The 22,815-nt window shown below is 54.2% G+C and carries 17 protein-coding genes; 7 read left to right on the top strand and 10 right to left on the bottom strand.

Going from position 1 to position 22,815, the window contains the following annotated elements; genetic code table 11:
* Window positions 1-3 precede the first annotated feature (3 nt).
* The 4 genes from M4951_RS14150 to M4951_RS14135 form a co-directional block, all read right to left on the bottom strand.
* Window positions 4-2,298 carry a transglutaminase-like domain-containing protein gene (locus M4951_RS14150; RefSeq protein WP_262022302.1) on the bottom strand — a complete coding sequence of 765 codons (2,295 nt, stop codon included), beginning with the start codon at window positions 2,296-2,298 and terminating at the stop codon, window positions 4-6.
* Window positions 2,291-3,529, bottom strand: coding sequence for a DUF58 domain-containing protein (locus M4951_RS14145; protein ID WP_262022301.1), 1,239 nt, complete (start codon window positions 3,527-3,529; stop codon window positions 2,291-2,293). Before M4951_RS14145 ends, M4951_RS14150 begins: the two co-directional genes overlap by 8 nt.
* 740 nt (window positions 3,530-4,269) lie before the next feature.
* The gene (locus M4951_RS14140) at window positions 4,270-7,443 is read right to left on the bottom strand and encodes an efflux RND transporter permease subunit (RefSeq protein WP_262022300.1); all 3,174 of its coding nucleotides are present in this window, start codon (window positions 7,441-7,443) and stop codon (window positions 4,270-4,272) included.
* A gap of 9 nt (window positions 7,444-7,452) precedes the next feature.
* A complete protein-coding gene (locus M4951_RS14135) occupies window positions 7,453-8,697 on the bottom strand; it encodes an efflux RND transporter periplasmic adaptor subunit (protein ID WP_262022299.1) in 1,245 nt (414 codons plus the stop codon).
* 366 nt (window positions 8,698-9,063) lie between these two features.
* Here M4951_RS14135 and M4951_RS14130 point away from each other — a divergent pair, with 366 nt between their 5' ends.
* Window positions 9,064-10,659 carry an efflux transporter outer membrane subunit gene (locus M4951_RS14130; RefSeq protein WP_262022298.1) on the top strand — a complete coding sequence of 532 codons (1,596 nt, stop codon included), beginning with the start codon at window positions 9,064-9,066 and terminating at the stop codon, window positions 10,657-10,659.
* A gap of 180 nt (window positions 10,660-10,839) precedes the next feature.
* Here M4951_RS14130 and M4951_RS14125 read toward each other — a convergent pair whose 3' ends face one another.
* Both M4951_RS14125 and M4951_RS14120 read right to left on the bottom strand, forming a co-directional pair.
* Entirely contained in the window at window positions 10,840-12,339 is a 1,500-nt protein-coding gene (locus tag M4951_RS14125) for a sodium:solute symporter family transporter (protein WP_262022297.1), read from the bottom strand.
* A gap of 209 nt (window positions 12,340-12,548) precedes the next feature.
* Window positions 12,549-13,694: a GntR family transcriptional regulator gene (locus M4951_RS14120; RefSeq protein ID WP_262022296.1), complete on the bottom strand. Its 1,146-nt coding sequence runs from the start codon at window positions 13,692-13,694 to the stop codon at window positions 12,549-12,551.
* Between the two features lie 304 nt (window positions 13,695-13,998).
* Here M4951_RS14120 and M4951_RS14115 point away from each other — a divergent pair, with 304 nt between their 5' ends.
* The 5 genes from M4951_RS14115 to M4951_RS14095 all read left to right on the top strand — a co-directional run bounded on the left by M4951_RS14115 (window position 13,999) and on the right by M4951_RS14095 (window position 19,700).
* Window positions 13,999-14,430: a hypothetical protein gene (locus tag M4951_RS14115; protein ID WP_262022295.1), complete on the top strand. Its 432-nt coding sequence runs from the start codon at window positions 13,999-14,001 to the stop codon at window positions 14,428-14,430.
* A gap of 78 nt (window positions 14,431-14,508) precedes the next feature.
* Window positions 14,509-15,396, top strand: coding sequence for a DUF1559 domain-containing protein (locus M4951_RS14110; protein WP_262022294.1), 888 nt, complete (start codon window positions 14,509-14,511; stop codon window positions 15,394-15,396).
* A gap of 274 nt (window positions 15,397-15,670) precedes the next feature.
* The gene (locus tag M4951_RS14105) at window positions 15,671-17,899 is read left to right on the top strand and encodes a putative Ig domain-containing protein (protein WP_262022293.1); all 2,229 of its coding nucleotides are present in this window, start codon (window positions 15,671-15,673) and stop codon (window positions 17,897-17,899) included.
* Between the two features lie 230 nt (window positions 17,900-18,129).
* Window positions 18,130-18,906 carry an HpcH/HpaI aldolase family protein gene (locus M4951_RS14100; protein ID WP_315985730.1) on the top strand — a complete coding sequence of 259 codons (777 nt, stop codon included), beginning with the start codon at window positions 18,130-18,132 and terminating at the stop codon, window positions 18,904-18,906.
* A complete protein-coding gene (locus tag M4951_RS14095; RefSeq protein ID WP_262022292.1) occupies window positions 18,903-19,700 on the top strand; it encodes an SDR family NAD(P)-dependent oxidoreductase in 798 nt (265 codons plus the stop codon). The genes M4951_RS14100 and M4951_RS14095 overlap by 4 nt, the downstream gene beginning before the upstream one ends.
* Window positions 19,701-19,824: 124 nt before the next feature.
* Here M4951_RS14095 and M4951_RS14090 read toward each other — a convergent pair whose 3' ends face one another.
* The 3 genes from M4951_RS14090 to M4951_RS14080 form a co-directional block, all read right to left on the bottom strand.
* On the bottom strand, window positions 19,825-20,244 hold the full coding sequence (locus M4951_RS14090; protein WP_262022291.1) for an integrase core domain-containing protein: 420 nt from the start codon (window positions 20,242-20,244) through the stop codon (window positions 19,825-19,827).
* 85 nt (window positions 20,245-20,329) lie between these two features.
* Complete coding sequence (locus M4951_RS14085) at window positions 20,330-20,881, bottom strand: HINT domain-containing protein (RefSeq protein ID WP_262022290.1); 552 nt, start codon at window positions 20,879-20,881, stop codon at window positions 20,330-20,332.
* Between the two features lie 205 nt (window positions 20,882-21,086).
* Window positions 21,087-21,443: a hypothetical protein gene (locus M4951_RS14080; RefSeq protein ID WP_262022289.1), complete on the bottom strand. Its 357-nt coding sequence runs from the start codon at window positions 21,441-21,443 to the stop codon at window positions 21,087-21,089.
* A 300-nt stretch (window positions 21,444-21,743) separates the two neighbouring features.
* On the opposite strand from M4951_RS14080, the gene M4951_RS14075 reads away from it, so the two are divergent.
* Entirely contained in the window at window positions 21,744-22,124 is a 381-nt protein-coding gene (locus M4951_RS14075) for a hypothetical protein (protein ID WP_262022288.1), read from the top strand.
* Between the two features lie 143 nt (window positions 22,125-22,267).
* On the opposite strand, the gene M4951_RS14070 is transcribed toward M4951_RS14075, so the two are convergent.
* Complete coding sequence (locus M4951_RS14070) at window positions 22,268-22,795, bottom strand: hypothetical protein (RefSeq protein WP_262022287.1); 528 nt, start codon at window positions 22,793-22,795, stop codon at window positions 22,268-22,270.
* Window positions 22,796-22,815: the final 20 nt, after the last annotated feature.

Genomic DNA, 22,815 nt, shown 5'->3' with positions numbered 1-22,815 from the left:
TTGTTAGCGGAGTGAAAGTGGACGGCGACTCAGTTCGAGCGTGAAATAACGAAGTGTTTCAATTTCGGCCGCCGGCACAGGGCACTTCGAGGCGCCCCCATACAGTGCCCAACCACAAAGCGAGATCGATTGAATCTGCTGCGTTTCTTCTTCTGCGGCGACTACTTTGCGAGAGAGCCATGATTCGATTGTTACCCCTTTCGGACGACGAACGGGCAAGAATCGCTCGCGCAGCTGGATGATCTGCAACGTACGCAATACGCGCCGACGATGATCGACGGAGATAATCCAACAATTAGCCAATCGCGCCGCCGCATCCAAAATTGCGATGCGTAACAACCAAACCGTTGTCGCGAGCGTGAAAACGAGTAGGAAGGTCCACTTGTAGCCCCAACTCCATTGAAGAACGTTCCAGATGAATTCGGCCAAACGAGTCTTCAAGTCTTTCGGAGGAGCGAGCAGATCGTAGCCCGGCGTCGGCTCCACCGCGTGCCAATTAACGCCATCAGAAACCTCAAGCCAAAAATGGGCGTCGTCGGGGTAGAGCGGCGTTTGCTCACTGTGAGAATCATATCGATCGGGCGACGCATAAAAGCCGCTCACGATTCGAGTCTGATATCCGAGTTCACGAAGCAATAACGCGGCGGATGTTGCGAACAAATAGTCAGGGCCTTGCCTCGAGTCAAAGAGGAATTCTTCGATCGGACCAACTGTCGCCGCAGAAATCGGCAACTTTCGGTCGAGTAGATATTCGTTACGCAGATGGTCTGAAACCGCCGTAATCGTCTCCCAGCCGGGTTGTGCGTCGATCGTCCATTCCTGGGCAATTTCCCGCAAGGAAGGCGACGATTCTTCGGCAGCGATCGGGGTGTTCGCAGCGAGGAACTTATTGCGATAGCGCTCACTTTGAAGACGCTCCTCAGCGATCAGGAAGTAACGCTGACGCATCACCGTTGTCGGTGGGATGCGGTCGGCGTCCAATCTCAACACGCCGTCTTGCGTCCAACGGAAAAGATCGGCGCGATCCACATCGGGGATATGAAGCTGTGAAAAATGAGAAGGAGTTGGTACCCGGGGAGACTTGAGATTGATGAATTTCAACAAGCTTTCCTCGGCGTAGTCGATATCCGAGTCATTCACGAAACAAGGAATTTCTAGCCAAGGTTTTCCCTTCTCTTGCGAGATCACAAAACTAGCAGGCGGGAACGCTTCGGCTTCGATCAACTCATCTCCTTCCAACCGATCGTAGATATTCATACGCAGATGTAACGGAGTTCGGCCTTTGACGTACAGCAGCGCATGTGACGTGCGATCTTGCAGGCTTTTCTTCTTTACCTGCGATTGCTTACGCACCAGGCTGAATTGACGTCCTGACTGCTCGCTGCGGGCCAGCTTTTGATGCCGATGCTGCAGTTTGTCAGGCGCTAAGGCTACTGATCGTTGGTGCTCTCCCGGCTTCTTGCGTTTGACGGGAGCGTCGTAGGTATCATTGAATACGTCGTACAGGCTAGGCATCTGCGATTCGAGGAAGACTTCGCTTTCTGTCGGTCCAAAGCTCATCGCATCTTCCGTGCCGTTGACCAGATCGTCGCCATCACCAACGCCGGAGTTCGCCGCGGCGCTATCGATCTGATTGCCGCCCGAACTGGGCATAAAACCTGACAACGCGGTGGTCGCATGTTCGCCGCCGATCAGCAAAAACATTCCGGACCCCAGCAGTAGTGCGACGCCGATCGCTAGAGCGCCGGCATTCTTAGGAACGCTGCGCTGCGTTCCTTCGGGAAACCTTCCTTGAATGCGGTCCCAATAATTGCCAATCAACCACCAGAGTCCGATCATCGCGTAAATCGCGACAACCGCGGTGATCGACGCATGGATTTCCAAGATAAATGCGAAACAGGTAAGCGTCAGACTGAGTCCCGAGGACAATCGAAGTAACGAGGGGAATTGAGAAAACGCGGCAGCGGCGATCATCAGGTTTCGCAGCGCCAAAGCAGTTTGCAACTCGAAGGTTTGACCAAGTGGAGGCGCAACGAAGCCGAAGATAATTTCCACGACGATATGCGCCATGACCATCGTCAACATCAGGACGACGACGCCGCTCGGCGGATTTCCTTTCGTCACAACTTTCGCTTGGCGCCAGGGACGAGTTGCCAGCAGCGAGATAGCGAACACGGCCAGAATTTCTCCCCAACTCCACCAGGCGCCAATGCCGCCGCGATGTAAAGAGAGTTGCAACGCCAAAACGGCGAGCGTAACGAGAATCCAATTGAGTCGCACCAGAAATCGATCAGACATGACGCCAAGCCTCCTTGCGTTGTTTTTTCCAGCCGTTTTGCAATTCTGCGGCGGCTGCCGGCAGCGAATCGATCCCTATCCATGGCGAAGCCATGCGTTGATGCGCGTCTGATTTTTCGGATTCGTTTGTCGCGACGTTCAACACGATTGCTCGTGATTCTCCGCAAAGCGGCTCAGAGAGATTGGTCCGAACGACGATCACAACCCCATTTCTCCGGCGTGATGGTAAGCGTACGGGATTAGAAAGAGCGAATCGCGCCATCGCGTCCTGCATTTTTCGCCAACTTGCCGGATTTGCATCGAGCGCGAAGTTTTGGTTTTCGATTTCCAACGAGACTCGCACATTTTGCTGAAATAGAGCAACGGCGACGCTGCCCCCTATTCGCAGCGCCCACTCGATCGTCGCATCCGCTCCCTGACCGCGATGGCTAGCGGCTTGGCAATCGATCACAATACAGACATTCGTCTGCGCAGCTCCTTGACGTTCGCAAACGATCATCCGGTCGCAACGAGCCGTCTGTGCCCAATGGACATTTCGAAGCGAGTCCCCTTGGCGATAGGGCCGAGCGCCGATTCGCTCTCCCTCATCCCCGGATCGTTGATCACTGGGGGAAAAGAGATGCTGAGCGGCCCCCGCTGGCAGCGGCAAAGACGCGAGGGGATAGAACCGCGGCCAGACGAGCAATTTCTGACTGACATTGCAGGGACGGAGCGCCTTCCACAAGCCGAAGGGAAACTCCGTGGTGATCTGCGGCGATATCTCTGGGTAGGCTCCTCGTAGTTCCGGTTGAAATGGAAACGTAAATCGACAAGTCGACCAACCCGGGATCCGCGCCAGAGAAACGACGGCCGAGTTGCCCTGCGCATCGCTCACAAAAAATCCACGTTCGATGGCCAGTCCCCAGACCGGAAATGGCCAGCGATTAACAATTTCCACTTCCACGGTAACGTTGGTCCCCTCTTCGCAACGCGCCTGGGAAAATCCGAGTTGGCAAGCTATGCCGCGCAGGCCGATCCAGGGCCAGACGACGCCGATCGCTAGTACTCCAACAATCGCGCCAACAATCGCGTAGCCTTGCGGCGTAACAAACCAACCGATCAACAGCCCACAAAACGCTGCAGCGCTCAGAGCGCCAAACGGCGTCTTGAGCCAATAGACGTAACGATTGGCCCACGGCGTATAGTCTCGAGTAAGGACGTTACTTAAAAACCAGGTGGATTTGGTGCTCATATTTATCCAGCGGCGCAGCATCAGCGCCTCCATCGCTGCGATTAACAACGACGGCTTCACGCTGAAACGTCAACCGTTAGGTGAGGGACGTAGTACCTTACGACAGGAGAGAATCTCACTGCGAAATGACGCAAATACGTCTAGAACAACACCGGCGGACCGCGAGATCGCGCGCAATGGGTAGATGCGCGAAACGCTCGTTGCAATTCTTCGGGCGCGCATTTCACCGTTTCCAGGGATATGTCGACTTGAAGCGACGCCGTCAGGTTAACTTTTCGCCAAGATGCGAGCAGCTTGCAAATCGCGCATTCATCGAGAGCGAAGACCTCGGATGTTGCTGCTTGCTTGTGCGAAATATGGGGATGCTCGTCGCAAGCATGTCGCGCATCAGGATGATGGCGACAGCCATGCCCGTCATGACCTAGTCCGGGCAAGACGTGCAGTCCTTCCGCCAATCCCCCTGCGAGAAGCAAAGAGATGATCTGGAGCGTAACTGCAACTTGGCGGATCCGCTGCGGCATGGTCAATTTCGGGTGAGAAAATAGTCAACCCTTCCATTTTGACCAGCGCTTGTGGCGCGTCAATTGACTTCACGCATTATTTGCAAAAGATTTGCGAAATGCATCGTGATTGTGAATGCAGCGGAGTGGTAAACGCAGAAGAACGCAAATGGGGCGGATATTGACTCGAATTTGACTTAGGAAAGGTTGCAATTCGCAGCGTATAACGGCAGCGGACAGTTATTGTGCATTCTCGTCTTCGTTGTGACGATCGGAAAAGAATGGTTGGAAATACCATCTTTTGATCGCCGTTATCGCTCTGCCGGCGTCGTTAGCGGCGAGAAGGGCGCACGGAATTAAGAACAGCGTTACTAGCGTCGCGAACATCACTCCGAATGCGAGCGATGCCGCCATCGGGATTAAGAATTGGGCTTGCAGCGACTTGTCCATCAGTAGCGGCACCAGGCCCACAAACGTGGTGATCGAAGTCAGCATGATCGGGCGAAATCGCCGAGCGCCTGCTTGGAGCGCCGCTTCGTACAGAGTAGCGCCCGCAGCACGCCGATGATTCACATAATCGACCATCACCAGCGTGTCGTTAACGGCGACGCCTGCGAGGGCCAACATTCCGAATACCGAAAGGTAGGAGGGCGTGATATCCATTGCAATGTGCCCCAGTAGAGCGCCGATGATCGCGAACGGAATGGCCATCAAAACGAAGAATGGTTGCCCCAACGACTTCAGCGCGACCGCCAACAATCCATACAAGACAAATGCCAGGATACACGAACCGAGAATTGTCTTTCTCTGGGCGTCTGCGGCCTCCGCGACATAACCGACATACTCGAAACTGAGGTTGTGTTGTTGGCACAGTTCCTCGATTTTGGGTGATAGTTCTTCTGAAATTCCGAGGATGTCAACCGTTTCGTCCACCGGTTGGGCGCCGCAACGAAGTATCTCGGCGCCATTTTTTCGGGTCACCGACGATGGGGCTTGGGTAAAAGCGATTTCGGCCACCGTTGCGAGCGGCACGCTTGCGCCGCGAGGCGTGCGAATCTGCATGCGGTCGAGCGTGTGCAGCGCTTCTCGCTGCGCGCGGGGCAATCGGACCATGACACGGATGTCATCCGTACCACGTTGCACGCGTTGAGCTTCTTCGCCAAAAAAAGATTGGCGGATCTGTTGAGCAAGAAGCTGTTGCGTCACGTCGAGTTCGGCCGCGTACGGTTTCAGACGCAATTCTAATTCGTCCTGACCGTAGTTAATGTTCGCCCAGGCGGAGCTGAACGCTTTGTATTCCTCCAGCAGGCTTTTTATTTGACGCGCCGCTTCGGCCTTCTCAGGCGACATCGGTCCACGCAGTTCGATATTCAGGTTCTCATTGTCAACGTTGCGGTCTCGGTTAATGCTTGAGTCAGAGCGAATGCGGAATTCCGTCGCCTCGGGAATTGGGCCAATCAGTTCGTTCCAGCGAGCAGCGAGATCGCTATTCTTGGGCCCGGCAGCGCTGCGCAGCGACGGGGCTAACACTTCGAACGAAATCGCGCCGCGCGATTTCTCGAAGTCGCGATGAATCCTGGCGGCCCCTACGATCTTGGAGATGTTCAGGACCAGCGACTCGCCGCTTTCGGGATCAATAAACTCTTTTTGAACTTGAAGCAACGCGTCTTCGATCCTTTTCATGTATCGCGCTGTCGTCTCCAATGAGGTATCGTCCGGCATATCAAGTTCGGCGGAGATGCGTTGTTTTTCGACCGTTGGGTAGGCGACGAACTCCATGCGACCGCTCAAACAGTAACCAGCCATTAGCAAGATCGCCGACACAAATGCGGCCAACACCGAGGCGCGATGACGCACCGAAAACTCGAGACACGGTTGATAAACCCGTTCGATGAAGTATTCAAGACTGTTGGCGATTGATGTTTGGAATCGCGTTATTGGGTTGTTACGAGGAACCGGCCTTAAATGCTTTAGGTGCGCCGGCAGGATGAACTTTGATTCGATGAGAGAAAACAAGAGCACTGGCGCGACGATTGGCGGAACCTGGGACGCGAAATCACCCCAGCTCCCTTCAAAAAACATCAACGGGATGAATGCAACCATCGTTGTCAGCGCGCCGAACGTGACCGGTGTCGCGACCTCCTTGGTCCCTTCGACAGCTGCTTCTAGCGGATCTAACCCTTCCTGCATTTTCAAATAGACGTTTTCACCGGTCACGATTGCATCATCGACGACGATACCGACGACGATGATGAACCCGAACAAGCTCATCACGTTTGCAGTAACCCCAAACCAGGGCATCATCATTACTCCACCGGCAAAGCCGACAGGGATACCAGCCACGATCCAGAACGCAAGACCTGGACGCAAGAAGAGACCCAATAGCAGCATGACCAGCAAGCTTCCTTGCACCATCGAAGTGACGAGCGTTGTCAAGCGTCCCCGAATCTCGACCGATTCGTCGTCCCAGATGAACAGCTCGATCCCTTCGGGAAACCGGCTGCGAGCGTTGCGGACGTATTGGTGCACCTTATCTGAAATGTCGATCGCATTCTCTTTGCCGGTGCGCATCACTTCGACGAATAGGGCAGGGCGACCATTGAACTCAACGATCTTTTCTCCTTCCTCGAAGCCGTCGTTGATGGTCGCGACCTCTCCCAGAAGTATGTCAGCGCCGTTGGCGGCATGAATGGGGGTATTGCCAAATTCTTGCTCAGAGTAGGCTTGGCCACGGGTGCGGATGATGAAGGTGCCGCTGGCGCTCTCGATCGAACCTGCCGGTAAGTCGACTGAAAATTGTTGGATGGCTTCCGAGAGATCCTGCAAGCTCAGCCCATACGCCAACAGCTTCGTCGTATCCACTTCTACGCTGATTTCGTAGTCTCGGTCTCCTTGCACTTGCGCCCGGCTGATCCCCGGCAGCGCAATCACGTCTTCTTCCACTTTGCGTGCAACTTCCCGCAACTCGTGTGAGTTCAAATGTCCCGTGACTGCAATGCTCAATACTTCCCACCAATTGGACGAATCGGGAATAGAGATCTGGGGCCGCTCGGTTTCATCCGGAAAGCTGGTGATCGTGTTAATCCGGGCTGAGACGTCGTCCATCAGCGCCCGCAGGTCAGTCCCTGGCTCGGCGTCGATCATGATTCTTCCCTGGCCTTGGCGACCTTCTGAGATGATGTCGCGAATACCTTCCACGCCTTCCAGAGATTCCTCGATTGGGATGAGGATTGCCCGCTCGACATCTTTGGCGGTCCCGCCGCGATAAGTCATATTGACGAACACGGATTCAAAGCTGCGTTCCGGGGAAACCTCCAGCGGGATTTTGTAGAGCGCCGTATAGGCGCCCGCGATAAGGATAGCGAACATCATGAAGTTCGCGGCGATCCCGTTTGTAGTAAACCAGCGAATCATCGGTATTTGTCAGTTGGTAGAGTTCTTGTCAGTATCGGGCGAAGTGGAGTCCGCAATGGAAATACCCGTATCCGCTGCTGGGATGATTTCAATCTTGGCGCCCTTGGGCGTGAATGGCATGGGGGTTGTCGCCAACCACATTCCCTCTGGGATCGAGGACGAGGAAACGATCACCTTCTCCGCGTCAGACCACAGCGACTTGATCGAGATCGGCAACAGCGTTTGATCAGCGCGGTTCACCAAGACGATCTTATCTAGTTGGCGAACGGCGCCTCTGGGCAACGCAACGACATCTTGCAAGACTTTCCCCTCAATGAAAGCGATGACCGGCTGACCGATTCGTAGCGGCGCTGTCCTTGTTTCTCCACCGAAAGGTCGATCAATGCGAGCGATTGCGAACAGGTCGCGTGAGTCCTCATCCAACTGCCCTTCCGTGCGAACGATGTTCCCTCTCCAGATGGTTTCGTTCGACTTTTGGATACCATCGCGGAACTGCACGGGGAGGGGGGGATCATTCGCAAACTCGGGCAACTTCAGGAATTCCCTTAGTTCACCAGAGATGGGAAGACGGACTTCGACATAATCGATGGCGAACACTTCACCCAATGGCGAATTTGACCCTGCCAATTGTCCGATGCCGATTAGCTTCGACATGACTCGGCCATCAAAAGGCGCCACGATCTTGGTTCGCTGAAGATTCAGCTGTGCCTGCTCGACCCCCGTTTCGGCCAACGCGACGTTGGCTTCAGACTGCTCTCGGCTCGCGGATGCCGCGTCTACCTCTCCCTGAGAAACGGCGTTCGATTCGACCAGTCTTAACTTGCGTTCTTCTACTAGCGTCGCAAGCTTGAGTTCCGACTTTGCGGCCGCCAGCTCGGACTGGGCGAAGGCAAGCGCCGTCTGATAGTCGCTTGGATCGATCTCGACGAGCGTTTCCCCTTGCTTAAAGTAAGCGCCGACTTCAAAGGAAGGGCTGATCTTCGTCACCACGCCAGAGACTTGGGCAGTCAACGTCACTTGGTTGTGTGCCTGGACGACGGCGTGCGTCTTGACGACCACCGGATAGTCAACCACTTCGAGTTCCTCGACCCGGGATCGTAACAACACTTTCTTGGGGACTGGTCGAGGGGGCCGTTCGACTTGAATCGCCAGTTGTTGAAAGCCGAACCAGCCTGCGGCAAGAATAGCGCAGGGGATCGCAAGCCTTAGCAAGTGCCCGGCGAGAATCGAAAGTGAAATGGAAGACTTTGCCATACGTTGCGACCACGTCAATTAACGATAGTTGGAAGATCGAGTGAGGGAATACGCGATTGAATCTCGACGCGGATCTCATCGGAAAACGGATCGGCGATAATCCATGGGGGGCGGGTTAACAAAGCGCTGAGTCGAACGTACTTCGACACACGCACTCTGGGGGGCGAATTTGCTCTGCTTACGCGTGGAAGCACTAGCGTTCGATTTTAACGATTGTACCGATCGCGGCGACTTTGTCCCCGGCGGGCCAGGGGCGGAGTTAAGCTGTTCGAGCACGACGGGAATAATTGTACCGATCTCGGCAGATTCACCGATTGTAGGGCAAGCGACGTATATTCCTGTCTTGCTGATTTTTCGAGATAATTGATGCGATGCGTACCTAACCCATCTGCAAGCAGTGCACTTTACCAACTCCGGATCCGCCTGATTGTTTCGCTGGTCTGGATTTCGTTGGTTGCCCTGGGCTGCACGAGTCCCCGCGACTGGATCGCCAACGGCTTCAAGGTAGGCCCCAACTATCGTACTCCAGCTGTTCCCGTGGCGCAGGACTGGATCGATTCCGACGACAAACGAGTAATCGGTGACCCCGTCGACGCCGCCGCCTGGTGGGCGAACTCCTTTAACGACCCGGTTTTGAACCAACTCGTTACCGAGGCCTACAGTCAGAACCTGACGGTTCGCCAAGCGGGTGCACGAATCATGCAAGCCAGGGCGCTGCGCGCCATCGCGGTGGGGAGCATGTTCCCGCAACAGCAAGATTTTTCCGCTCAATATTCGCATAATCTTGTCACTGGCGCCGGTTTCGATCGTCACTTCAGCACTTGGCGAGGATCGTTTGGGTTGGCGTGGGAAGTTGATTTCTGGGGCCGTTATCGCCGTGCTGTCGAAGCCGCGGACGCGGACCTCGACGCCGCTGTGTACGACTATGGAGACGTGGTTGTCACACTGGTGGCCGACGTCGCTCAGACGTACATCGATATCCGCACGCTGCAGACGCGGTTGGAGCTTGTCAAGCTGAATGTGGAAAACCAACGGAAGACCTATGAGCTGACAGAGATTCGCTTTGTCAACGGCGAATCGAGTGAAGTCGATGTGCAACAGGCGAAATCGAGTCTCGTGCAGACCGAAGCGCTCGTTCCGCAATTGGAGATCTCTCTCCGGCAATCGCAGAACCAGCTGTGCGTTCTGTTTGGCGCACCGCCTGAATTGATCGTCGACATGTTGGGCGCTGGCGAAATACCAAACGTGAAGCCAGAGATCGCGCTAGGGATTCCAGCCGCGACCTTGTTGCAGCGGCCCGACGTCCGTCGCTCAGAGCGGGAACTGGCGTCGCAGAGCGCGTTGATCGGTGTGGCGGAATCCGAGTTATATCCGCACATCACGCTCATTGGAACGGTTGGCAGGAGTGGGAATCAGTTCAAAGACCTGTTCCGCACAGGTTCGGGATTTGGTTCGGTAGGTCCGACGCTCGACTGGAATATTCTGAACTATGGCCGCATCGCCGGAAACATTCACTTCCAAGATGCGCGTTTCCAGGAGTTGCTGGCAGCCTATCAGCAAACGGTCCTCAACGCCAATCTTGAAGCCGAGAACGCGATTGTCCAATTCCTCAAAGCCCAAGAGCAACTCCGATTGCAATTGGAAGCAGCCGAAGCGGCCGACAAAACCAATCAATTGATCACCCTGCAGTTTGAGGAGGGAGAGGAGATTGACTTCAATCGCGTGTTCAGCGTTCAAAACACCAAGACGCAGCAGGAGGTCGCCGCTGCGGTGGCCAAAGGCAATGTGGCGCAGGGCGTCGTATCCATCTATCGCTCACTGGGCGGCGGTTGGCCTTCGCCTTATCTGAGTCAACCGGCGCCGGTGCTCGAAGCGCCGCCCAATTTGGAAGAAATCGAATCGCCGCCAGGGGATGAAAAACTGCCAATCGATGAAGTGCTGGAAAACCCCGTGGGGAATTAACGTCGCCAACGGAATTCCCTGATCGTTCTGCAGATCGAAAATGGGCTGCTGACGAAGATCGCATTTGTTACATCACTGGAGCCGCTCTCTTGTCGTTGCAAGAGATCAAGTCGTCGGATCTAAAGATCGCGTACGTTAGGCCTGCAATTCCGTGAGAATGATAAGTCGCAACTTGCGTCGTTACGAAACGTCGGCCGGTGTTTCAGTTGGGCTCTGCTCCGCTACGGAAAAGCGGACCAAGAAGGCGGAGGTGAGCGTGGTTGCAAGAGGAATCAATAAAGTTCCCAGAGCGGCTGTCGGAGCGACCCAAAGACTTGTCGCTGGTGACAGAACTACCGCGCCGCCGGAAATACAGCCGACAAGCATTCCCGTCATCATGCTCAAGGGGCGGACGTTCAGTTTCGAAACGGAAAGCAACATGCAAACTAACAACGGCCCCAGAAGCACGCCAAGAAATGCTTGAGACATGTCAAATATCGTTCCGAGGTGTTTAACGGCGCCAGCGGTGACCGTCGCGGAAACGCCAATCAAAATAGAGGCGTAGCGTGCGAATTTCAGACGCGATTCGTGCGAGGTTAAGACCGACGATCGGCTGACGAAGTCGAGAGTGATGCAGCCTGCTAGGGCATTGATTCCACTGGTCATACTGCTCATGGTCGCCGCTAAGAGGGCGGCAAAAATCAACCCTGGTGTTCCGACCGGCAAATGCGTCGCCACAAAGACAGGAAACACATGATCGGCTTGATCCGGGGGGAGGCGATCGACAACGCCTTCGTACCAAACAGATAGAGCGATACCTAGTACGAGCAAAAGTACAATAATGATTACTACCCCGACGATGTTCAGGACAAAAGCGCGACTAGCCGACTTACGATCTCCGGCAGCCAAATAACGTTGTATAGACATCTGGTCGGCGAGATATACGCCTAGATTGGCTGTGAAAAAACCGGCAACAATCGAAATGGTCGTGAAAGGTTTGGTGACATTGAACGACGGGTCAACCCATTGCAGACGCTGGCTCTCTTTCAAGAACGCTGTCGCGTGTTCCCAGTCATACGGGTAATTCCAAAAGATAAAACCAATTGGCAGCGTTACGCCCAATCCCATCAAAAGAAATTGGATTGCATCGGTCACCATTACCCCACGAATTCCGCCGAGCGTGGTGTAAATCGTGCTGGTCAATCCAATTCCAAGCACGAGAGGCCAAAACCATCCGCTCGACAATTGCCCACCAGCCATAATCGCCATCACGGGAGCGTAGATCAGCACGCCCATCCACCCAATACGCAACAGCATGTACATCGCCGCCGCCAAAGATCGGGTCGGGTAGCCAAACTTGCGTTCGATTATTTCATACGGCTGATGAACATTCGCAGCAAAGAAGCGGGGTAAAAACCAAAATAAAACCACAGCGCCAGATGCCGGTAACAAAAAGATGCTTAACGCAATCGCCACGCCGGATTGATAGGCCACGCTGGGTAAGGCGAGCATGCTGATTCCGCTAAAGAATGTGGCGCCGATACTAAGCCCGACCACCAGCACGCCGATCCACTTGGAAAAGCCGCCGCCCCCCGTGAAATAGTCCGCCTCATCCACCTGCTTGCCACGGCTGGCAATGCCCACGATAAAGATCGCGGCAATGTAGATGGCGATGATGGCAATGTCGATCCAGCCCAGCATCAAGTGTTCTCCTGTCGCATTTTTTGCAATGCTTCGGTTGGGACGACAACCACTAGGATCGCCTGGAAGCGTGCGGAAAAACTGGCCTATTCAATGCTGCAGAATAACGCCTGGCAAGTGAGTTGCGCACGGAGGTATTTCGTGTCACAGCCGACGAAGGCGTCCAATTGCATCAAGATGCATGGACGAGTATCAAAATCAAATCGTTATCAATTTCCCGAAGAGCATGGACCCAAGGTGCCGCCATTTCGAAACGACACCGCTAGTTGCCGCGATTCATTCGCATCAATCGCAACCTCGCCGCGACGCATCATGGTGAGCAACTCGACCGCCTGCGTGCCCAGCCCAATTTCGTCGACAGTCACCGAAGCTAGTTGGCTGGCTAGTCCGCCACCGCGAAAAGTTCCACCGAAGCCAACCACGGAAACATCTTCGGGGACTCGTAGGCCAAGCTTCAACACTTGCAAGTAGGCCCATTCCGCCAGTGAGTCAAAGCTGCAGAAGAGGGTGGTCGGCGGGGCGTCGCGGCGAAAAAGCTCCTCGATCGCCATCGCGCTTTCTTCTTGCAACGCCGGATAATCAGTAGGCGGGCAAGTCGCCACAAACACGGAGACGTCGGCCTTGCTGCCCATCGCTTCGCGAAATCCCTTTTCGTAGGCGGTGGAAGCTGTGCTCTGCCCTTTACTGAGGTAGGCCACTCGGTGATGCCCTGCTTCTCGGATTGCTTCCCCAGCAAGGCGACCAACTTCCTCGAAAGGAATAGCAAGCAGCGGCGTCTGTGCACCGACAACTGCCCGAGAGCAACATACGACGGGAATGCCGTGCTGTTGCAAATGGCGAATGTGTAACGCCGGCGTCACCGGCGAGGCCGTCGGAACAATTGCGACCCCCGAAACCCGTAGGTCAATCAACTGCAAAATCGCGCTGGCCTGCTTGTCAATGTCGCCATTTGTATTGCAAACGATCACCTGGTTATGCAACTCAACGGCGGCCTTTTCAAAACTTCGCTGCAGCGAAGGGTAAAAGGCCGTGTCGGTCTCTGGAACAATCAGAGCCAACAGGTCTAGCCCCTTTCGAATGCGTTGCCTGGCCTCGTCATGAACGAAGGTCCCTTTGCCATGAATCCGATGAATCAGACCTTCTTGCTCCAAAGCGGCAAGCGCTTGACGAATCGTATTACGGGCCACCTGCAGCGACTCGGCCAATTTACTCTCTGAAGGCAATGCAGATCCCGGCTTAATCGCACCGGATTCTATCTGTGAGACCATATAGCCCCGCAGTTGCTCGTACTTGGGCTGCGAAGGGACTTCGCTGGACCAAGTTAAGCCTTTCATCTCGTTTAAAACGCTCGACATATCGTCTCACCGCTCCTGTTTGTATAGACCTTAGTGTACCACTCGGAAAGAGAGAGCGTCAAGTCGTCCAAGGCACGGTAGTTCTTGTTCAAAGCCGCATATTTCGGCATTGAACAGTTTTAGATATAAAAAAACAGTGCAATCTGCAAGAAAATTGCAGGGCAAGACGTTTAAACGTGTTGTGATCCTGTTGTGGCGAGGTTAGACTGCACTGCAGTAAGGCATGTGGCTTACCGCAGTTCGCCTAATCCTCTTGTCATTCATTGAACGCTTCACCGCAGGTGTCTCTAAGGGCAATACTCTCATGACGAATCTCTCCTTGCTAATGGCTTTAGTCACGGCTCTCGGCGCCTTCGCGACTGGATGTAGTTCTGGCCAAGGTGATTTGAGGCTCGTGCCAGTGACCGGAAACGTAACCTATCAGGGAGAGCCCATTCGCGATGGGGTGATACGTTTGATCCCGAGTTCGGGGACGACGACTCCTGTACGGACACGGAAGATCAGAGAAGGGGCTTATCAGTTTACCGATCGCTTTGCCGTCGCCGCGGGATCTTATCGTGTCGAGATTATCGCTTATCGCCCTCGTGAGGGAGCCCCTTCAGCCGAAGTCGATCCAATCGCCGCAGAGGCCGCACGCGAGCAATTTCTACCAAAGCAATTCAATGTCGATTCTCAAATTGACCCCCTTGTTGTGGCGACAGGCTCTGATGAAATCACAAAGAACTTCGATCTCTAGATCATCACATACAGTTCTCTAAATCTATTTTATCCTTACGGTTCTCATTGATTGTTTTTCAGAAAAAGGATGATGCTCATGAGACGCAATGCTTTTACGCTCGTAGAATTATTGGTTGTGATAGCTATCATCGGGGTGCTCATCGCGCTGCTGTTGCCTGCAGTGCAGCAGGCGCGTGAAGCGGCTCGACGAACGTCGTGCAAAAATCGCCTACGCCAGATTGGACTTGCGCTGCATAACTACCACGACACGCATCTCACGTTTCCTTTCGGTCGTTACGGCGCGACCACGACCGAGCAACAGTGTGCTCTCACCATGTTGTTGCCCTTTGTAGAGCAGCGGCCGTTGTACGATCACTTTAATTTCAGTCTGCCGTTGACGACTAAGTCGGGCTCGACCATCACGCCGAATGTTAATACTCCTCTGATCGCGACGCGTCTTGAGGAGTATCTGTGCCCCAGCAATCCCCAGGATGAAGGCGTCTACTTTACATCGCAATTGCCTGGACGAGACCACGCCTGGGGAACCCACTATTCTCCGATCGCGCATAGCGGCATCGATGGCAATTCCGCAAGAACGGCTCCGCTCGGTATTGTTGGTTCCAATCGAGACGGAATGTTTTATTACGAATCCAAGACGAAGTTTCGAGACATCACGGATGGAACCACCAACACAATGGCGTTTGGCGAGGTCGTGGGCGATGCTCCCGGGTCGAACAAGCTGTTTGGTTGGGCGATGTTCTCTGGCGGAATGGGGGTCAAGGGCGGAATCAATTCCAACTTTCCTGACCTAGACGGCTTCTATGTCGCCAGCGATGACTTCACGGGGCCCTCAAGTTATCACCCGGGCGGATGTCACGTCGCGCTGGGAGATGCTTCCGTTCGCTATCTATCTGAAAACATGAGTCTAATTACGCTTCAAAGACTCGCCTCGCGTAACGACGGCGAAGTTTTGGAAGATTATTAAGTCACTTTAGGGCGATGATTAATCGTCGCTGCAAGGATCAAACGGATCGCCTTTTCTCGGATAAATAGTCGCCATTTACCGAAGGGGCTATTTATGGGGGCAACGCATCTACTGGCCATCTGTTCGCCGCTTGCGCTGCTCCTGGGAATGATCTCAGGGCTCGTCTCTATGTGGAGCGAGCCCTAGTCCAACTGTCGGCGCACTTCAACGCTCCAGGCATGATCGTCGCAATCGATGGTGCATTTGTTCGTTTAGATTTGGAAAGAAGAGTGGAATGCGATCTATTTGCACTTTATTGATGATAGTGTTCGGCGTCTGCCGTGTCAGCGCTCAGGACTCTGTCCAGCGAGAACCGTTCCAGCCAGATGAGCATACGATTGCGCTCTATCATTTCGATGAGGGCGAAGGCAACGAAACTCATGATGCGATGGGGGATCAGGAACTTACCCTGCACGCAATCAAGCAGGCGTTATGGAGTGAACATCCCGGATTCGGCGCCGCGGCGCGATTCGAGCGTAGGAAGGATGACGCCAATCTGCTGTTGGGGCCGATAAATAACGACAAGCTTCATCTGCGCAGCTGTACCAAGGAGTGGACAGTTGAAGCTTGGGTGCGTTATACGGGCAAGGGAGGTCAGGATAATGGGCACACCCTTGCGTGCATCTGCGGCACTGACGACGAAGGCTTTGGGCTCCCTCTCGGAATGCGTGGCGGTTGGAACTTTGCACTCTACAATGGCCCCAAAAAAGGCCCGTTGAAGAACGGCATCTCACCATCTGCGCGTTTCATGGGCTCGCCACGCGGCAACGATCCGAATCACGATACCAGTGGCCTCCTTTTCCCCGATCGCAGTCCGGACAGCTACACCGGCGCGAAGCCCGCGTTTATTACCGACAACCAATGGCGCCATGTGGCTTGGCAGTTTCGCTATTCGGACCAAACGCATTTCTTCTTGCTCGATGGTCAAGTCGTCAGAAGAATGGGATTTCCTTTAGAAAAGACTCGGCTAAGAAAAGTTAAGAATGACGCTGAAGACGTTTGCGTCCCATTCACCGTTGGCGGCTTGGTTCATTCGCAAGATCCTCCCTTCTATATCAATTATGGAAACTTCGCAGGCGAAATCGACGAATTACGTATCTCTAACGTCATGCGTTACCCGGTTGCAGAGCATTTGTCGATCATCGGTCAAGAGCTTCCGACGGCTGGGTTGAATGTTCCCTACTCGGTCCAACTCTCGGCTGACGTTCCCAGGGGGGATGTAAGCTGGGAGATCATCGAAGGTCAAGCTCCTGCCGGATTAAAACTCGACAGCAGCACCGGTTTGCTACACGGCAAGGCTGCTGTCGCTGTTGAACCACAGACTTTTGTGGTTCGGGCAATCGACCAAGCGGATCAGTCGGACCAACACGCTTTTTCACTTGGTGTGGAGCGAGGACGAATTGCCACCAGTTCGTTGCCGCCAGCTTTTCCGGACCATCCTTACCAGGCGACTCTGAAATCCGAACACATGGCTGGTCCCGTTCAATGGGCGGTGCGCAGCGGTCAAGTCCCTCAAGGCATTCAACTCAACGCCAATACAGGGCAGCTGCAGGGGGCGCCGACCGATGTCGGCAATGCGACCATTTGTTTTGAGGTTACCGACGCGAATGGACTCAAGGAAGACATCACTCTCACCCTCCGGGTATTGCCAGAAGAGCTTCGAGTCCTTGGCCCCGATGAGCACACAGTCGTCTTGTACGACTGGCAGGGGCCGAATGGTCGGATAATGCCTGACCTAATGGGCGACAAGGATCTCACCCTCACCTGGACCAACATGGGAGGCGACAGACGCGTCTCTTGGCCTGGTCGCGAAGGCCGCTTTCCCCAAGATACCGGACATGGAGAGCACGGCTGGGTGACCTCAACCAAGGGAAACCCGAAACTAGATTTGAAAACGTGTGCAGATGCATGGACTGTGGAGGCATGGGTTCGACGAGGTGGAGCGTTTCAAGGGTTTGGTAATACCAACGAGCCATTCCATTTTGGGCACATCTGCGGCAGCTACGACACGACCGCTAAAGGCGTTTGGGAGCTCTACCTTTCCGATATCAATTCGCCCGACGGAAGCATGGCGCCTGGCCTCCATTTTTGCGGCGAACAACCGGATCAGGCATTGATGAACCTCCACCCTTGGCATCGCCCTGAAGGCATCGTGGGAGATCCGAAAGATGCCGCCATTCGTGATACGGAATGGCATCACGTAGCTTGGCAGTACAACTATGCCGAAGATCTACATCAACTGTTTCTTGACGGCAAGCTGATCTGGCGGATGAACAGTCCCGATGGACGGAAGCTCGTCAATAATCGTCAGCACGATGCGCAGTTTAGCATCATCTCTCGAATAAAGGGTTGGGCAAGACTGGGAGGAGCTTTCAACTTTGGAGGATTTGGTCACTTCTTCGGCCAGGTCGGCGAAATCCGGATTTCGAACGTTCGGCGATATGGAGATGGAACATCAAGGTGAAAAGAATCTGGACAATCGGCTTAGCGGTAGTTTTGGGCAGGCGCAAGTCGGATCGTTTTACAACAGCAAAGCGAAGTCGGCGTCTGATCGGTCTCTGTTGAAGGCTTCATGCCGCCTATATTTCCATCAACTGCTCCGGCTGACAATGAAGAATGCCGTTGCATGACTTTCTCAACTGGAAGATGGCCTGCGTCGTCTGAGGTAAAAATGAGTCACTTAAAGGAGTCTCGATGAGAAAGAGCCGTACCCTTGCTCGCCTGAGAAGTGGTGAACCTGTGCGGATTTGTTCGATGGGGCACTTCAGTGCTTCCTATGTTGCGCATGCGGCGCGACACGGATACGACTGTATCTGGCTCGACTTGGAACACAATGCGATGTCCGCGGATGATTTCAGGGGATTGATGCCCAGCTTTCACCTATACGACATTGACTGCATGGTTCGTCCCAAGACCGGAGAACGCACGTCGCTCTATCGCTATCTCGAAGATGGCGCAACCGGCTTGATGGCGCCTCATGTCTCGACTCCAGAAGTCGCGAGAGAACTTGTTGACATCGTAAAGTTTCCTCCACTAGGAGATCGTGGTCTATGTGGCGCCAACATGGATAGCGACTATTACGGCCACAAGCTAGATGACTATATCGACCATGCGAACCAGGAGACCTTTCTTATCGTTCAACTGGAGACGCCGCTCGCCATCAAAAACGCAGAGCAGATCGCCGAAATTGAGGGACTCGACGGCATGTTTGTAGGCCCCGCTGATTTGGGAATTCGCATTTCTCAGGACAAAAGTCCCATGAGCGTCGAATCGGCGATTGATCAAGTCGCAAAGATCGCGATGAAGTCAGGCAAGGCATGGGGCCTGCCGGTTTCGGCCGATCTTATCCGCCCTATGCGAGCGAAAGGGGCTCAGCTCTTGGCGCATGGAAACGACTTCTTGGCAATGCTTCAAATGCTGGAAAAATGGTCTGGTGAATTTGATGAGGCCTTGTCGTCCATCATCGATTGATCCCTGAAAGCAACACGAAGAGTATGAGACTGAAAGATCAAACCATCATCGTCACGGCGGCTGGCAGGGGGATCGGAAAAGGGTGTGCGATCGAATTAGCGCGAGAAGGCGCTGCCTTAATTATTAACGATCGTCCGGGTGGTAAAGATCTGCAATCAACCGTTCAAGAGCTGCGTGACAGCGGCGCAAGCGTGATTGGCGTCGAAGCCGACGTCTTCACGCGTGCAGGTTGCGAAGCCTTGCTTCGCCAAGCCGTTGAGCAATCTGGTCCAATCCACGGTTTGGTCAGTTGTCCTGCTTTTCAGACAGTAGCCTCTTTTCTTCAGCTCCCTCCCGAGGACTTCGAGAAGGTCGTCCAGGGGACGCTGTTCAGCGGATTTCATATGAGCCAGTTGGTGGCGCAACAGATGGTGGAGCAAAGCCTTCTAGGTAAGATCGTGTTTGTTTCAAGCGTCCTCGCTCAGCGTCCCATGGCTGGCAAAAGCGCGTACTGTGCAGCGAAAGCTGGCCTGAACCATTTGGCCAGAACGATCGCCGTCGAACTGACTAGCCATCGCATCAATGTCAACGTGATCGAGCCTGGCTGGATCGATACGCCGGGCGAAAGAGAAGCGTTCAGTCCGGAGTTTTTCGCGGAGGAAACGCCGAAGCTGCCCTGGGGAAGGCTAGGGACGCCGCGCGATATTGGCCGAGCCGCCGCTTTTCTAATGTCGTCAGATGCCGATTACATCACAGGCACAGTCCTGCCGGTTGATGGCGCATTTCGTTTCCGTGATGGGCGCATGATCGATTAGACCGTTTCGCGGATCGCTAAAACCGAATCGCGACGCCGGCCTCGTCGCGATCTTGGAAATCATCGACCCAGCGATCAAGACAGCAACTGCTGATCAGGAAGATTGCCGGCCGACTCCAATATTTTCAGCAGCGGCGCCAACTGCTTTTCATAGCGCCGCCAACCGCCGATTGACGAGTTGTAGACCGGTTGTCTGAAGTGGACCCCAGTTTTCGGACCACGAGAGCGGGCTGCTTAGGTGGATGCCTTGGCTCTTGGTCGCTGGCTGGTGTGGACGGCCCACGGGGGCGATTACCTAGCGACTGATGAGGACGTTCGTGGCTATAGAATTTGAAGTATTGAGTTAGCCCTTTCTGGCAATCGGCTCCTGACTCGTAACGCTTGGCGTTGCAAATCTGATCCGCTTCAGCGTCCAGCATCTTGTTCAACGTCTCCTCGACGGTTGAGCGGACCTGTTCATCAAGATGCCCCCGCACCGCGTCGCCGTCAATTTTAATCGCATCCCGGATTTCTTCGTCGGTCCGATCTTCTGGTAAATTCGCCATGGTCAGTCCTTGGTTCTGGTGGTGGTTGATGTTGCTAATCAAATCCATACCAGAGCCAGGGCTGGCTCTCAAATTTGCGCAGTAATTAGGACGTTATCGTATCGGCGATCTCATCAAGCGTCGTTTCTCCTTGGTTTAACCGCGCCTGAAGTTTTCCTATCGCTTCATCACACAAGGAGGTATTGTGGACCAGAATCGAATCAAAACCAACTGCGTAGCTGTGGAAATCGCCGATCGTTAGATTTGAGACCGGGAATGCATCTTCGTATCGCTGGTGAATGCTGCGAATGATGCGAGTTTTCCCGTCGCGACTGTAGATTATATCTCCAGCCTGCAGTTCGTGGGAGTTGACCCAGCGGCCTGGTAGAGCTTGGCGTTCATCTTCTCCGCCTGAAAGGAGTCGCGAGGTGGATCGGAAGGTCAGTTCGTGCCCTTGCACAACCCCGAACGGGTGATGAATCGTCGTTTCGATTCGAGAGTCGCCGGTATCGATCGTCAGGACAGCGCCGCAGTACAAGCTGTCGATGCGGTCAGTGACGGAACGCAGTTTCCACTCGCCGCTCGCGAAGTCAAAAGAATGGACTCGCTCACCGGGGCGGATTTCGCCGATCGGGCGTAAGCCGGATTCAGTGGACACGACAGTGTCGCGAGAGAAGCAGGCCGATTCGGCGATGTCCGCGGGGAGGCTTTTGACTAGACCACCTCAGGCGGTCCCCGGTATGGGTAACGTCAATCCGTTGTATCAGCCGAAAGCGAAAGAAAAGTCCAAGTCCGCGGTCACGCCGGTGAAGTCGTCAAGGTGTTGAAGCGAATGCCCGGCATCGAATCCTTGAAAAACATCATTATATAAAGTCCGCTGCCATCAACATGGCTGCAAAAGCGACGTACTCATCAGACGGTGCGTCAGAATCCGCTTCGACGCCTGCGAGCCATACTTCAAGTTGCTCCTCAATCAATCTGACTATTCGTAGGAGATCTTGCTTTGCCTCGGCAGGAGCTTGCCTGACACGCTGCTCACGCTCCAAGTCATCAGCAACGCCCCACAGTGCAGCATACGGCAAATACGGAACTAAGCTTCTGGGGACTTTGTTCGGATCAAGTTTAGCCTTAGTTACGCTGTCCATGAAAGGACCATACGATGCATGCATCTGTGGAAGGATGTTGTCAACTGACTCATTACTCATTCGGTTCTCTTTCATTTTGAGAGTGTTCCTTTCATGCGATCAAACCACCCCCAATACTCGAAACGCTTTCCTGCGTTCGATAGCTGGTCACCCGAATGTACCGAAGTCACTCAAGCCGTGGTTGCGGCGTGGTGAAGTTCCACCTGGATACACTGTTCACCACAAGAAGGCACTTTTTGATGGCGGCACCGATACCATCGATAACATGGTGCTCCAGGGCGTGGACTTGCACAGAAACACACACAAGTTTTATCGGTTGGGTGGGAAAGTCCCATCTGTTAATCCGAGACCCGGTAGTTTTCAGCAGTACCAGGAGTGATTACCGATACCGACATGCGACAACGACTCAATCTTGTGCGAACTTCCAGCTTATTTGTTTTGCAAGAGTATGGTAACCAAGAGGAAGCAAACGTGGTTTCCATGACAGTGGTTCCCAAGGCATCCGGCATGTACTGGATAGGTGGATCAACTATAGTGAGGTCTGGGCGAGAAATCGAGTCTGTCTTTCGAGTAGACACCAATAGTAGCGGCACGCCTGCATCTATTTTTTGGTGGATCGATGGGACTTGGTACAAGCACGAGGATGCAGATGCTCTGATTGCATTAGGTCTGTCGAAGGATGAAGTTTTTCCGTTCGACTGGCGGTTTGCCATTCGGCTGGAAGAAGATATCTTTCATCCGCCAAAATCTAGCTAAATGCCTGGCAGTGGTATGACGTAATCGCACGGGGCCCGCGGCTTTGCGTGGCAATGATTGTGCGCGGCGAGTCCACTCCTTATCACCCTCACTTGCCCCAAGTAATTGGAAGCAAAGGCAGAAAGGGACGAGGGTCATCGTTTTCATGCCGGGGCATTTGAGGCCGACCGTGGATAAGATAAGCAGAAAACCACCTTGCTAGCGAAAACGAGAGCCCAATCCAAAGCTAGATAAGCAGCAACATCGGCTCCAACGTCACCTACGCGGCGATCGCCGCCGTCGCCAGCAATACCTATTCCAGCCTTCGCGAATCGACGATCTTCGCCCACAACCTGCTCGCCGCTTCTAGTCTGAAACAGGCCGAAGACCAGATCGCCGGCAGCTACCAGTCGAACGGAACGCAGCTGGCCGATGCCATCGCCGTCTACCAAATTGCCGAAGCCCAGGCGCTCCGCGACCATCGCATCGCCATTGAACAAGCCGACCGTCGCTTCGCCGACAACGGCGATACGACCGCCCACAGCACCTCCCTCACAGACGCCAACAAAGCGCTCCGTGCTGCCCGCGAAACCTTTACCGAAGCTTACTGCAAAGCGGCCATCGACGCCCAAGGCGCCCATCAATCCACCGTCGCCAAGTCTGAAGCCCAGTACGAAAACAACGTCGGCCAATCCCGCGCCCAGTCAACCAA

This window comes from Blastopirellula sp. J2-11, assembly GCF_024584705.1.
Lineage (GTDB): Bacteria > Planctomycetota > Planctomycetia > Pirellulales > Pirellulaceae > Blastopirellula.
The sequence above is the reverse complement of the archived record's forward strand: the minus strand, read 5'-3'. Positions and strand labels throughout refer to the sequence as shown.